Source organism: Sphingomonas sp., assembly GCF_030145815.1.
Taxonomy (GTDB): Bacteria; Pseudomonadota; Alphaproteobacteria; order Sphingomonadales; family Sphingomonadaceae; genus Sphingomonas.
Map to the genome: position 1 here is coordinate 1 of NZ_JAIXHL010000025.1, position 12894 is coordinate 12894.

Annotated in this window: 11 protein-coding genes and 1 pseudogene; 10 read left to right on the plus strand and 2 right to left on the minus strand. The window is 68.3% G+C overall.

Going from position 1 to position 12894, the window contains the following annotated elements; translation table 11 throughout:
* From KYX69_RS18460 to KYX69_RS18485, 6 genes and pseudogenes are all read left to right on the plus strand, one after another.
* Positions 1-292: pseudogene (locus KYX69_RS18460) on the plus strand (hypothetical protein); the annotation flags it as partial.
* Positions 293-298: 6 nt separating this feature from the next.
* The gene (gene trbF / locus KYX69_RS18465) at positions 299-979 is read left to right on the plus strand and encodes a conjugal transfer protein TrbF (RefSeq protein WP_300499987.1); all 681 of its coding nucleotides are present in this window, start codon (positions 299-301) and stop codon (positions 977-979) included.
* Positions 979-1980 (plus strand): P-type conjugative transfer protein TrbG, encoded by a 1002-nt coding sequence (trbG, locus tag KYX69_RS18470; protein WP_300499989.1) that lies wholly within the window; start codon positions 979-981, stop codon positions 1978-1980. The genes trbF and trbG overlap by 1 nt, the downstream gene beginning before the upstream one ends.
* A complete protein-coding gene (locus KYX69_RS18475; protein WP_300499992.1) occupies positions 1977-3185 on the plus strand; it encodes a TrbI/VirB10 family protein in 1209 nt (402 codons plus the stop codon). Before trbG ends, KYX69_RS18475 begins: the two co-directional genes overlap by 4 nt.
* On the plus strand, positions 3182-3400 hold the full coding sequence (locus KYX69_RS18480) for a DUF2274 domain-containing protein (RefSeq protein WP_300499994.1): 219 nt from the start codon (positions 3182-3184) through the stop codon (positions 3398-3400). Before KYX69_RS18475 ends, KYX69_RS18480 begins: the two co-directional genes overlap by 4 nt.
* 363 nt (positions 3401-3763) lie before the next feature.
* Entirely contained in the window at positions 3764-4363 is a 600-nt protein-coding gene (locus tag KYX69_RS18485) for a hypothetical protein (protein ID WP_300499997.1), read from the plus strand.
* A gap of 25 nt (positions 4364-4388) precedes the next feature.
* On the opposite strand, the gene KYX69_RS18490 is transcribed toward KYX69_RS18485, so the two are convergent.
* Positions 4389-5261 carry a DUF4238 domain-containing protein gene (locus tag KYX69_RS18490; RefSeq protein WP_300500000.1) on the minus strand — a complete coding sequence of 291 codons (873 nt, stop codon included), beginning with the start codon at positions 5259-5261 and terminating at the stop codon, positions 4389-4391.
* A gap of 264 nt (positions 5262-5525) precedes the next feature.
* Between KYX69_RS18490 and KYX69_RS18495 the strand changes: the two genes are divergently transcribed.
* The 3 genes from KYX69_RS18495 to KYX69_RS18505 all read left to right on the plus strand — a co-directional run bounded on the left by KYX69_RS18495 (position 5526) and on the right by KYX69_RS18505 (position 10547).
* Positions 5526-6074: a hypothetical protein gene (locus KYX69_RS18495; RefSeq protein WP_300500003.1), complete on the plus strand. Its 549-nt coding sequence runs from the start codon at positions 5526-5528 to the stop codon at positions 6072-6074.
* Positions 6074-7390, plus strand: a complete 1317-nt coding sequence (locus KYX69_RS18500; RefSeq protein WP_300500005.1) for a CsgG/HfaB family protein — start codon at positions 6074-6076, stop codon at positions 7388-7390. The genes KYX69_RS18495 and KYX69_RS18500 overlap by 1 nt, the downstream gene beginning before the upstream one ends.
* 91 nt (positions 7391-7481) lie before the next feature.
* Entirely contained in the window at positions 7482-10547 is a 3066-nt protein-coding gene (locus KYX69_RS18505) for a hypothetical protein (RefSeq protein WP_300500007.1), read from the plus strand.
* Between the two features lie 99 nt (positions 10548-10646).
* Here the strand turns inward: KYX69_RS18505 and KYX69_RS18510 are convergent, their stop codons facing one another.
* Complete coding sequence (locus KYX69_RS18510) at positions 10647-11546, minus strand: LysR family transcriptional regulator (RefSeq protein ID WP_300500010.1); 900 nt, start codon at positions 11544-11546, stop codon at positions 10647-10649.
* Between the two features lie 780 nt (positions 11547-12326).
* On the opposite strand from KYX69_RS18510, the gene KYX69_RS18515 reads away from it, so the two are divergent.
* Positions 12327-12884 carry a sigma-70 family RNA polymerase sigma factor gene (locus tag KYX69_RS18515; RefSeq protein ID WP_300500013.1) on the plus strand — a complete coding sequence of 186 codons (558 nt, stop codon included), beginning with the start codon at positions 12327-12329 and terminating at the stop codon, positions 12882-12884.
* Positions 12885-12894 lie beyond the last annotated feature (10 nt).

Consider the following 12894-nt stretch of genomic DNA (forward strand, 5'->3'; position numbering starts at 1 on the left):
GGATTCGGGCGGCGTGCCCAAGCCGCAGACCGGCACCGGGCCGGTCGAGCGCGACAGCGGCGGGGTCCCCAAGCCGCAGGCCGAGACGCCGCAGCCGGCAGCCGCGCCGGCTTCCGAGGAGGCATCGGCGACCGCGCCAGCCGAGGCGCCGCGCAGCGAGCCCCCGGCCTGGGCCAAGTCGATGCGGCGCCATCAGGCGATGGTCCACGGCGCGACCGTCGCGACCCATACGCTGCGCGGCGGCGACAGCCGGGGTCCCGGCGCTTCCGTCAGCGTGACCGACAAGGAGTGAGTTGCAATGTTCCGACGATCGACTGTGCGCTACGGCGCGACGCCCGAGCCCGAGACGCCCTATCAGCGCGCCGGGCAGGAATGGGATGACCGGATCGGCTCGGCCCGCGTCCAGGCACAAAGCTGGCGGCTGGCCTGTTTCGCGGCGCTGGCGCTCCTCGCGCTCTCGATCTCCGGCCTGATCGGCATGGCGATGCGCGGGACGATCACGCCGTGGATAGTGCAGGTCGACAAGCTCGGCGAGGCCCAGGCGGTCGCGCCGGCCGATGCCGCCTATCATCCAAGCGACCCGCAGATCGCCTATCACCTCGCGCGCTTCATCGAGAATGTCCGCACCATTCCGGCCGACCCGGTGGTGCTGCGCCAGAGCTGGCTGCGCGCCTATGACTTCACCACCGCCAAGGGCGCGCTCGCGCTCAACGATTACGCCCGCAACAGCGACCCGTTCACCCAGGTCGGCAAGGTCCAGGTTTCGATCGAGGTGTCGAGCGTGATCCGCGCCTCGGACAACAGCTTCCGCATCTCGTGGACCGAACGCCGCTACCAGGACGGCAGCCTCGCCGCGACCGAACGCTGGTCGGCGATCGCCACCATCGTGATCCAGACCCCCCGCACGCCCGATGCCCTGCGCAAGAACCCGCTCGGCGTCTTCGTGAATGCCCTCAACTGGTCGAAGGAGCTCTCGTAATGATCCCTTATCGCCGGGCCATATGGCCCCTGCTGTGCGCGGCACTGCCGCTCGCCGCCTGCTCGCCATCGCATGCGCAGGTCCCCGCGCGCGGGTTCGACGCGGCGCCGGCCGCGGTGCCCGAGCCCGACCAGCCTCGCCCGGTCGAGATCGTCCGGATTCCCGACCCCCTGCCATTGCCCGGCCAGCTGAAGCCGTTGCCGGCGCCGGTATCCCCCGAAGCCGCCGATCCGAAGACGCGGGTGGGCACGGCGAACGCCGCGGCGCGCATGCAGCCGGTCCGCGAGGGTTTCCTCAACGCGATCCAGCTCTACCCCTGGGCCGAAGGCGCGCTCTATCAGCTCTATGCTGCACCAGGCCAAGTGACCGACATCGCCCTGCAGGAGGGCGAGCAGCTGGTCGGACCCGGCCCGGTGGCCGCAGGCGATACCGTCCGGTGGATCATCGGCGACACGGTGAGCGGCGCAGGCGCAGGCCAGCGGGTCCACATCCTCGTGAAGCCGACCCGGAGCGGTCTCGTCACCAACCTGGTCATCAACACCGACCGCCGCACCTATCATGTCGAGCTGCGCTCGACGCCCGACACCTATATGGCGTCGGTGTCCTGGACCTATCCACAGGATGCGCTGATCGCGCTCGCGGCGCGCAACCGGGAAGCGGCGGCGGTGGTGCCGGGGGTGTCGGGCGTCGATATCGACGCGCTCAATTTTCGCTACGCGATCGAAGGCGACCGTCCCGCCTGGCGTCCTCTGCGCGCCTTCGACGATGGCCGGCAGGTGTTCATCGAACTCCCGCCGACGATTGGCCAGAGCGATCTGCCACCGCTGTTCATCGCCGGAGCGAAGGGGCAGGGCGAGCTGGTCAACTACCGTGTCCGTGGCCGCTATCTCGTCGTGGATCGCCTGTTCGACGGCGCCGAGCTGCGCCTCGCCGCCGGCAAGTCCGAGCAGCGCGTGCGCATCCTCCGCCAGGTCGGGACGCGCCGGGAGAAGTCGAAATGAGCGCGCCTGCCGAGCCCGCTCCGCTGGGTGCGGCCGATCTGCGCCTGCGCGGCGACCCGCCGCGCGTGATGCGATTGTCGCGCAAGGCGCTGGCCGGGGTCGGGCTGGTGGCAACTGCCGGCATCGGCGGCGCGCTGATCTACGCGCTCCAGCCGTCGGCGCCCAAGACCCAGACCGAGCTCTACGCGACCGACAATCGCACAACCTCGGACAGCCTTGCCGGTGCGCCCAAGGACTATTCGCAGGTTCCCAAGCTCGGGCCACCGCTTCCCGGCGACCTGGGCCGGCCGATCCTGTCGGCGCAGCAGCGCGGCGTCGATGTTCAGCCGCCGCCTATGGGAGCGCCGTCTCCGGCCCCCGCGTCCGGCGCGAACGCGGCACAGTCGGCAAGGGAGCGCGTGCGGCAGGAACGCGATGCGGCGCGCACCAGCAAGGTATTCATAGGCGGCGAAAGCACCACCGCGGCGACCGCTACCGGTGCCGCGCCGCCCTTGGCACTGGCTTCAGCCGCTACCGCCGTCTCGCCGCCTGCGCCATCGGCTGCCGCCGGCACCGACCAGGCCGCGAAGCGGGATTTCCTGCGCCCCTCCGACAGGGGCGCGACCGAGAGCAGCTACCGCGTATCGCAGCCCGGCTCGCCTTATACCGTCCAGGCGGGAAGCATCATTGCCGCCGCGTTGATCACCGGCATCCGATCGGACTTGCCGGGTACGATCACGGCCCAGGTCACACAGAACGTGTATGACAGCGTGACCGGCAGTCACCTGCTCATCCCGCAGGGCAGCAGGCTCATGGGCGAATATGACTCGCAGGTCTCGTTCGGCCAGAACCGCGTGCTGCTTGCCTGGGATCGTCTCATCCTGCCCGACGGCCGATCGCTCCAGCTCGACCGATTGCCCGGCGCCGACGCCGCCGGCTATTCGGGGCTTGAGGACCGCGTGAACCAGCATTGGGGCGGCATGCTTCGCGCCGCGCTGATCTCGACATTGCTCAGTGTCGGCACCGAGGTCGGAAGCAGTGACGATGACGATCTCGTCCGGGCGCTGCGGCAGGGCAGCTCGCAGTCGATCGGGCGGACCGGTCAGGACCTTGTCCGCCGCCAGATGGGCGTGCAGCCGACGTTGACCATCCGGCCCGGGGCCCAGCTGCGCGTGCTCGTGACTCGCGACATCGTGTTTTCCTCGGGCGATGGAGGCTCGAAATGACGTTGAGATTGGGACCGATCGCCGACGACAAGCCGGTCAAGCTGTCGATCGACATGCCCGCCGACGTCTATCGCGACCTGACCGCCTATGCCGAGGCCCATGCCGCGCAGACCGGCCAGGCATCGCAAGGCCCTGCCAAGCTGATCGTGCCGATGCTCGCCCAGTTCATGGCGGCCGACCGCGAATTCGCGAAGATCAAGCAGGCGGCGCGCTGACCTTTGGTCCCTACTGTGTGTCTGGGACGGCATAGGCCCATGACGGAATGATCCTCGCCCATCCGTCGTGAACGTCGCTCACGACGAACACCCGGTCCCGATGGACTTCGACCCAATCCGCATTTCGGTCCGGCCTGTATTTCAGATTGCCACGAACGAGGATCGCGGCGCGCCGGCTTTCCAAATTCTTGATGTCGGTCGTTCGTCAGATCGATGAGCCGGTTCATATGCGTGGCCCGGCTCGACGAAATATGCTCGAAGGCGAAATAGTCTTCGGCGAAGGGCGGCAGCTCGGCGGGCAATGGCAGGGCCAGCAGCGAACTGGCGCTGCGCTTCTCAGATCTCGATGCTGCGCTTGAGGCGATGGCGCGCGCGGCAGCGGCACCGCGCCGCGCCTCGGTCAGCATGCAGTACCGCAATATCGATCGCGGCGAGGAGGGCGACACTGGGGTAAAGGGCGCCAAGAGTTTCTCGGCCGACCTGTGCCTGATCGTCGACCCGATGCTCGACGGCATCTCGCTGGGGCGGCGCGTCACGCTCGTCCAGGCAAAGCGGCTACACCGCAACAAGAAGGCCAAGGAGCAGCCGGCCTGGCAGGCCTCGTTCGCGATCGACCGCAAGCAGCGGCTGGCGCTTCAGGCACAGACGGAATGGAGCGTTTACTTCTTCCATGCACCGCCCCTGGGCGGGCGCGGCGTTCCCGTGATCCCGACCCAGCTGGTCGCCGACCTTTCCGAGCACAAGGGAACCGGCACCCGGCTGCGCATGGAGGTCGTCGCCGCGGCGTCGCGTTCGCTTGCCGATTGGCTGACCTATGACGCGCTCTCGCTCCGGGTCGGCGACCCCTATGCGGCGCTTGTCGAGAAGGCCGAGGGCGAGCCCGGTTGCCTGCCGCGGCGGCCATTGGACCTGCCCACCGTCGAGGTGCGGGTCGGCCTGACGCCGCGCAGCGGAGATCGCTGACCTGGGCGTCGGCTGCCTGCGGCACTCACGCGGCCGGCATGATCGACCCGAACGGCGTGACATTGGCGCCCATGATATCGAGATTGGCCTCGATCATCGCCAGCGCTTCGGGCCCGTTTGAGGCCCAGAGCCTGTCGGTCGATGCGGCGATCGAGGTCCGGTTGATCCGCGCGATCAGGTCGGCGGCGGGCAACTGATCGAGAAACTGCTCGGTGGCGGCCGACCGAGCGCCGAAAAAGACCCGGTGAGGTCCGACAGGCAGCTGGATCATGAAGCCCGGCTGGTGAAAGCCGCCTTCCCAGTGAATCGGCAAATCCGACAGAAGCAGGCTGGGATCCGCCGGATCGAACTCCCGGAACCACCAGCGCAGCCCGGCGAACGCATCCATCACGCCGTCCTGGCGGATCATGCCCGGCAGCCAGTGGAGCAAAGGCGCCGCATCGAGCGCGCCGGGGAAATGCTCGGCGAACCATGCCTCGGTCGATGGCCAACCTTCCGGCAGCGTATCCTTGTCGCGCTCCGCAAGGACTGATTTCAGCAGTGCGAGGCCTTGCTTGCGCAAATGCGCCAGCACGTCGGGCTGTCGGATGCGGAGCGAACTGAGGAAGAGCGTCCAGGCACGATGATCGTCGGCGCTGATCTCGGCATGCTGCTCGAACTTTTCGAGCACCTTGGCGGCATTATTGTCGATCGGGCTGAAGAAGCTGCGCTCGAGATGATCGGGCGAGAGCCCCAGCGAGGCCGCGACGATGGCGTAGAGCCCGTTCTCGTACCCGGTATATTCGGGCGTCCTCGCGCTGCACACGACACGACCGTAGCGGACGCTGAGATTCTGCACCTTGCCCTGGGCATTCGCCCAACGCCGCAGCAGAAATTGAGGAACATAATGGTGCTTCACACCGCGAGGATGACGACCCGTCCATCGTCTCGCAAGCGGGGGCCGCAGCGGGACCGATAGTGACTGCGACTCGCGGCGCGTGCCACTTGGTACCGCGCCTGATGCGCAACTGCCCGAGGCGTTCGCGCCCGCGTCGCCCCGCCGCGGCTTTCTACTTCCACGCCAGGGTACGACCGGTGCCGAAAGCTGTTGCGGCTCCGGATTTCCGTCCTCTTTTCCTTGCCCCCGACGCCGCGCTTCCGCGCCGGCAAAAGGAGCATCGTCATGTTGAAGGGGTTCGATTTCTTGGTTCGGCGCCGGCTGCGCCTGGGTGCAGCTGCAATGCTGCTCGCCTCGCTGGCCGCAACGCCGGCATTGGCGCAGGAGGTCGGCGAGAACCGAGCCTGGCAGTTCGAGGCACCCCAGGATCTGGCCGCGCGGGCCGCCGTGGCCGACCTGATCGCCCGGGCCCGCGGGGGACTCTACGCGGCCCCCGTCTACAACACGACGATCGCACGTCAGTATAATTGTTCGGTGGCGGCGAGCGCGGTGGGCAACAGCGGCGCGCAGAGCGCAGTCGCCAAATCTCCCACGGTGACCGGCGCCACTTCGGCCGCGACCGGCAACCAGAATTCCGCCTCTGCCGGGGATCGCGCCGATCTCGCGCTCGATCAGCGCAACCTCGGCCCGGTCGCCTCGACTGCGATCGGGTCCACCGCCGCGACCGCCGACGGACCTGCCTGGCAGGCGCTCAACTCCTCGCAGTCCAATTCGGGCGACCAGCGCGCGAGCGTCCAGGACAGCACCGCGTGCGGCTTTGGGGCGATCAACTGATGCCCGCGCATCCTGCCCGCGCGCGCAGCCGTTCGCGCTTCCTGATCTCAAGCCTGCTGCTTCCAGCGCTGGGCGGCTGCGTCAGCCTGACCCAGCAACGCCTGGCGCCCGGCGAAGAGCCCGTGCTGACCGGTGCCGCCGCACGGGACAACCGCACGCCGATGGACCCGGCGTTCGCGTGCTTCAATGCCCAGCTCTCGGCAGCTTCGCGGCCCCGTCTGGTAATCGCGGTCGGCGACGTCCGCGACTTCACCGGCAAATATTCGGTCAACGAAGGCACCGCGATCACCCAGGGCGGCGCGCTCATGGTCTCCTCGGCGCTGGGCAAGCTGGCCGGCCCGGTGACGCTGGCTGAGCGCTTCGATCCGACGATCGGCGAACGCGAGCTTGGCTATACCGATCGCCGCCAGCTCGGCGACGGCAGCGCTCATGCGGTGCGCGGCGCGGACGGCGCATCGAGCGTGCCGTGGTTGCCCTATTATGGCGGGAGCATCGCCGCCTCTGACTATTACATCGTCGGCGGCATCACTGAGCTCAACTACAATATCCGCTCGGGCGGCGCGGAAGTGCGTGTGGGACAGGTCGGCCCCAAGCTGCGCACCTATACCCAATCGGTCGCGATCGATTTGCGCATCGTCGATACCCGTTCGCTGCTGGTCGCCAGGACAGTCAGCCTGACCAAGCAATTCACCGGCTATGAAGTCGGCTTCAACACCTTCCGCTTCTTCGGCTCCGAGCTGTTCGACGTGAATGTTGGCGCCAAGGGGCAGGAACCGTTGCAGCTCGGTATCCGCACCGTGCTCGAGGAAGCGACGATGCGGCTGGTGGGCGCGGTCGCCGGCGTCGATCCTGCGGGCTGCATCGCGATGCAGTCATGGAACCCGTCGGTCACGCTTCCGCCGATCCGCTTCGCGGAGCGATCCGCGCCGCCCTCCGGCGGCGCGGCCGAAGGCGCCGCGCTCAATAGCGCGGCGCGGTCGAGGCCGGGAAGCGGCGAGGGCGTTGCGCTCATGTTCGAGCCCGGATCGTCGGTCCTCGGCGGCGCGGCGCTGGCCGCGCTCGACCGCGCCGCCGGGGCAGCCCGTGCGGCCCCGGTCGAACTTAGTATTTCCGGGCGGGACATCGAAGTGCTCGAGCCGGCCAAGCGCGATGCCCTGACCGACCAGCGAATCGCTGCGGTCGTCGACGCGCTTGCCGCGCGCGGCATCGCCCGGGATCGCGTCGCACTGCGCTGGCGGCCCGCGCCGTCCGACACGAGCGTCCATCCCGGCGATCCCGGCGCGCAGGACCTGGCGCGGTTGCGCGTCGGCGGCTGAGCCAAGCCACCCCTCGAACCCGGGAGGCGCCGACACCGCAGCCGATTTCCCCGACCGAATGCCTTCCCCCAAGAAAAGCCGGAGTATCCTCATGTCCCACATTTCCCGTTCGCGCACCTCGCTGATGCTGGGTGGCGCCACCTTCGCCCTCGCCGCCATGCTGGCGGTCTCGCCTGCCGCCGCCCAGTCCGCCGACCAGGTCAACGGCACTCGCGTCGCCACCACCCATCAGCGCGCCGACCATAGCCGCGCGCTCTCCGACACCAGCGGGTTCGAAATCGTGATGGCCGCCCCAGCGGCCGAGGCGTCCGACACCGCACTGAGCGCGAACAACGTCAGCGCGTCGGTCCGCGCCAATCGCGCAGCCAGCGACCTCGAGATCGACGCGGCCGATCCGAGCAGCGGGCCCATCGCCACGCATCTAGCTTCCGAGAACAGCGGCATCACCGCCGATGGCGACGCTCTGCTGATCACCACGCAGCGCGGCGCCTCGTCGATCGCCAGCGCCATCAGCATCGGCGGCATGCTCGGTCTCAACACCGACACCAGCCGTGGCAGCAGCGCCGTGGTTTCCGACAACCGTCTCGACGCGCAGGCGCTCGGCAACGATGCCACGGCGTCATTGTCGCTGGGCGGCCTCGAGGCGCCGGCCGCAGGCGGCATCCTCGGCTTCCAGTCGAACGACAGTCGGTCGGCGGTCACGGCGACCGACCTCGCCGCGGTCCGGATCGGCGTCGGCGCAGCCACCGGCAGCGACATTGCGATGACCGGCAACCTCGTCCGGGCGCTCGGCTATGGCAATGCCTTCGCCAGCGACTTCGCGGTGACCGGCGCGACTGCCCCCGCCACGGGGAGCGGCGGAGCCGCCTCGCTGGTCCCGAGCCCGGCCACCGGTGACCCGGCTGTGTCGGCGACCTTCGCGACTCTCAGCCACCAGGAACAGGGCGGCACGGTCACGGTCCGCGCCGGTGACGATGAGGGGTCGGACCCGTTCCATCTGGTGGTCAATGGCGCGCTCACCCAGTCGAGCGCCCGGCACGAGGGCGATACCCTCCTGGCCGGTGGCTATGGCAACCATTCCGCCAACGCCATGTCGCTGCGGATCGGCTCCGTGTCGGGGACCGGCGCCGTCGCCAACCTGACCAGCGTGCAGCGCGCCGGCGATGCCGATGTCGAGGCGGGCACGGTCGGAGGCATCCGCACCAACATCCTCGGCGTCGCATCGGATTCGCAAGCGTCACTGTCGGACAATGCGGCGCGCGCCGTGGCGATCGCCAACCTCGCCGAGAGCAACCAGCTGGGCGTCGAGGCGGCTGCGATCGACACGTTCGGCCTGCCGGGATCGGGGCCCGTCGGTACCGCTTCGACCGGGTTCGACAACAGCGTCAGCGTCACCGCCGCGTTCGGCGTCCAGAATGTCCAGGACTTCGGGCAATCGCGCATCGGCGCCGTCTCGACGAGTGCGCTCAAGCTCGGCGTGCTCGGTCCCGTCGAGCGCTCGGCGCTCACTGCCGACGGCAATTCGGTGAGCGCGGCCGCGACCGGCAACGGCGCGACCAACACGCTCGGCCTCGCAGCGTCGGCGCTGCGCACCAGCGCCGATCTCAACAATGTCCAGAGCGGCAATGGCGAGATCCAGGTCAAGGCGGGTAACGCGGATACGCCGCTCGGGGTCGTGATCGCGCTGCCGGCGACCGTGCGCGACTCCGACCTGTCGGTTCGGGACAACGGGCTCTCCGGAACCGCGATCGGCGATTCGGCGTCGAACGCGATGACCGTGAACGGCACCCTCTTCGCCAATGGCAGCGGCCATGACGACGCGGTCGCGGGGCCACTGCCGGAAGGCTATGGCGCCGCCGCCGATTATGCGCTCGCCAGCAGCCAGACGCTCGGCCTGTCCGGATCGCAGGCCGATGCGGTCGGCATCAACAGCGCCGTGTCGGGCCGGTTCGGCATGCTCGGCGACTTCCGCACCTATGGGTCGCGCTACGTCGTCGAGGGCAATGACCTCGCCTCGACGATCATGGGCAACACCGCCGCCAATCGCCTGTCGCTGGAAGCGGTCGGTCTCGGCGGAACCGATGTCCGTGCGCCGGGGGCGGCGCTGTCCTCGGCGCAATATGGCCAGGTGATCGGGCGGGCTGCGGCCGACCAGGCCCTCGTCGCCCCGGGTTCGCTGTCCGGCTCGAGCGTATCGCTCAAGGACAACAGCAACCAGGCCTATGCCGGCATCAACGAAGCCGACAATCGGCTCTCGGTCGATGCGGCCTCCTCGGGCGCGCTGACCGGGCGGAGCGCGCGGGTCTCGATCGTCAGCAGTCCTGGAATCTCGGGCGACTTCGTCCTCGGCAACCTCCAGTTCGCCGGCGGCAGCATCGCCGCCGACGCCACCACCATGATCTCGAACGGCGATGCCGGGATCGGGCTGGCCGCGTCGCGCTTCGAGATCGGCGAGAATATGACCGTCGCCGAAGCCGTGGCGAACCGGGCTGCGAACCAGGTCGAAATCGATACGGTCGGCGGCGAAGGTGTGGCGGGCGGCCTCGGCAGCATGCAGATGAACACGGCGGGGGTCGCGGCGACCGCGTCGCTCGACGCCGGCTATCGCGCCTCGTCGCTTCCTGCGACGATCGATGGTTCGTCGCTCTCGATCACCGACAACGCAGCCCGCGCGCTGGCGAGCGGCAATGTCGCCGACAATGTGCTGGACGTGCGCGGGACCATCCTGCTCGCCGGACCCGCAACGGCCGAGGCAAGCCGGTTCGAGATCTGGGCGGAGGCGGGCGCGCCGCTGCTCAACGCCCAGACCAACTATGGCAGCGTGACCGCCGTGTCGCACGGCCTGACCGGCGCCGCGTTCAACGGGCCGCTCGCCGGCATGAGCCAGGCATCGATGACGATCGACGGCAACAGCGTGACGGCGGCGGCCACGGGCAACAATGCGACCAACACGCTCGGTGTGTCGCCGGGGAGTCCCGCCAGTGCGGCGATCGTCAGCAGCCAGGTCAACTACGGCCCGGTGTCGGCAATCGCGACGGGCAGCCTCACCATGCCGCTGACCGCGATGTCCGGCAGTCGCTTCGCGCTCACCGGCAATCAGGTGAGTGCGATCGCCGTCGGCAACCAGGCGACCAGCACGATCACCAGCCTTCGCTGATCCGCTCCGGCCGTCCCGCGCCCCCTGGGACGGCCGGCAAGCGGGAAGGGTCGCCGCGCTTCCCCCCTGCGCGGCGGCCCTTCGAACATCTGGCGCCATTCAGTGCGCCGGCAGCGGCCTTCCATAGCGGCGCGCCAGCATCTCGAGAAAGTGCCTGAGGGCAGCGCTGTTATTGTCGCGGCGCCAGTGGATCGCCTGCTCGAGATAGGTGGGGCCGAATGCGTCGTGCACCGGGCGCAGCATCAACTCCTCGTCCTGGCGCGCGACGCCGGTCGTGACGATCACGCAGCCATTTCCGGCGAAGGAGAAGAGGTTTTCGCGGCGAACGTCCTGGACCTTGACGCTGGGCCCGAAGCCGGCCCCCGAAAGCCGCGATGCGACCAGATCATTGAGGAAGGGCCCGGGATCGACCTTGCTGACGATGAAGGTCGCGCCGCGCAGGTCAGTCCAATAGAGCGGATCCCGCGCGCAAAGCGGATCGCTGCGATCGAGCCCGATCATTACCTGCTCGCTCCAGAAGGACAGCGAGCGGATTCCGGGCCGTTGCGCCTGGCCGCTGATGACCGCGACGTCGAGCTGGTCGCGCTCCACGGCGCGGAGCAGCCGCGACCGGCTTCGCTCACGCGCCGCCAGCTCGACGTCGGGCCAGGCCGCGCGAAAATCGCGAATGACCGCCGAAAGGTCGCCGCTGCCAAGCGATCCGTGGAATCCAAACCGCAATTGGCCGGCCGCACCGCGCGCGATCGCCGCGCAGTCGCGGTCGAGCGCGTCGATATCCTCGACGATCTGGCGGGCCTTGCGGAGAATGCTGAGGCCCGGGTCGGTCGGCACCACACCACGGCTCGAACGGCGGAACAGCGCGACGCCGAGCCGGTCCTCCAGATACAGGATGTGCTTGCTGAGCGTCGATTGCTTTACGCCGAACCGTCCCGCGGCCTGGCTGAAGCTGCCGCTGTCGGCCGCCGCCAGCGCATAGCGAAGCAAATGAACTTCGATCATCCCCGCTCCCGCGCGCGCCGATGGACCGTGCTCCGGCTGGCGATCGCGCAAACGCTACAATCCGGCGTGTAGCGTCATGAAGCCATTCCAAGAAATGGGGTGGTTATGTGCCTGGATCAGTCGCTTGAGGACCGGCCACTTCAGCATGGTCAGGCCGGTCAGCGGAAATCTGCCACGTTCTTGCTCGCCTTGCCATGCCTGAACCTTCTCAAGGTCGATGCAATTCAACACTGCTCGGTGGAACGCGGGAGACCAGCGGTGCGTGCTCCGCGCCTTCTTGCAAAGGCGTCGGGGTCCGCGCGCTTTTTGGGCCCGCGTGGCACGCTTGCGATCGGCCGGAGGTCACGGCGGCGGCTGGCCCACAGGCCCGCGCGCACGCCGCCGCGACGGCCGTCCGCCTGCAAGGGTGCATCCCTTTCTCAATGCCTTCGGCGCGGGCGACCTGACGGTCGCCATGACGGGGCAGATTTGTCCGAAGTGGTTGCGATTGTTGGATTTCCCAATTGGCTTGCCTTTTGAACCGTTCCAATCCTAGTCTTGGAACGCGCCGCTGAAAGTGCGGCGCCGAGGCGTGAGAACCTCGTTTGAGATCCCTATCCAGGCACTCGCGGCCGGGTGGTCGACGCGCATGTTCAGGCCGTTCGCGGCTAAAGGCGTCGGCGCAAGTCCTCAAACTTGTTCTCAACACCCGGCTTTTGCCGGACCGCTTCGCATTCGAGGAACGGGGCGTGGTGCCATGGCTGAGCGGAGCGATGAAAACTTGGGATGCCGGGGGGACTGATGTCGCCGCCCAGCCCCTCGAACCTGCCTGCGCACGGCGACACCGACGGGGGTAGCGCGGCGCCGCTCGCGCTCGAGATGATCTACCGCAATGAGCGCCACGCGCTGGTCCGGTTCATCACCCGCTTCCGGTCCAACCCGGACGATGCCGGCGACCTTGCCCAGGAGGCCTTTCTACGCCTGGCCCAGAGCGAGCAGTCGCGCAGCGAGCCGATCGCGCGTCCGCGCGCCTTTTTGCGTCAGGTGGCTCGCAACCTGCTGCGCGACCGTGCAAAGAGCGCGTTCGGCCGGGGCGAGCTGCTGCATGTTCCGTTTGATGAAGACGCCATTTCGGCGGCAAATGAAGTGGCCCGACTTGAAGCTCGCGATAGTCTCGCGCGCGTCGAGGCGGTAATGCGTCGGATGAAGCCCAAGACTCGGGAAATATTCATGGCGCATCGCCTGGACGGTCTAAGCTATAACGAGATTGCCGAACGGACGGGAATGTCCGTATCGGGTGTCGAGAAACAGATGGCCAAGGCAATGACGATGCTTCTTCAGCACGCGGGCAAGGACTGATGCCTAGTCC

Coding starts and splice junctions, on each gene's coding strand:
- trbF (WP_300499987.1), top strand. CDS start 299: ATGTTCCGACGATCGACTGTGCGCTACGGCGCGACGCCCGAGCCCGAG.
- trbG (WP_300499989.1), top strand. CDS start 979: ATGATCCCTTATCGCCGGGCCATATGGCCCCTGCTGTGCGCGGCACTG.
- KYX69_RS18475 (WP_300499992.1), top strand. CDS start 1,977: ATGAGCGCGCCTGCCGAGCCCGCTCCGCTGGGTGCGGCCGATCTGCGC.
- KYX69_RS18480 (WP_300499994.1), top strand. CDS start 3,182: ATGACGTTGAGATTGGGACCGATCGCCGACGACAAGCCGGTCAAGCTG.
- KYX69_RS18485 (WP_300499997.1), top strand. CDS start 3,764: ATGGCGCGCGCGGCAGCGGCACCGCGCCGCGCCTCGGTCAGCATGCAG.
- KYX69_RS18495 (WP_300500003.1), top strand. CDS start 5,526: ATGTTGAAGGGGTTCGATTTCTTGGTTCGGCGCCGGCTGCGCCTGGGT.
- KYX69_RS18500 (WP_300500005.1), top strand. CDS start 6,074: ATGCCCGCGCATCCTGCCCGCGCGCGCAGCCGTTCGCGCTTCCTGATC.
- KYX69_RS18505 (WP_300500007.1), top strand. CDS start 7,482: ATGTCCCACATTTCCCGTTCGCGCACCTCGCTGATGCTGGGTGGCGCC.
- KYX69_RS18510 (WP_300500010.1), bottom strand. CDS start 11,546: ATGATCGAAGTTCATTTGCTTCGCTATGCGCTGGCGGCGGCCGACAGC.
- KYX69_RS18515 (WP_300500013.1), top strand. CDS start 12,327: ATGTCGCCGCCCAGCCCCTCGAACCTGCCTGCGCACGGCGACACCGAC.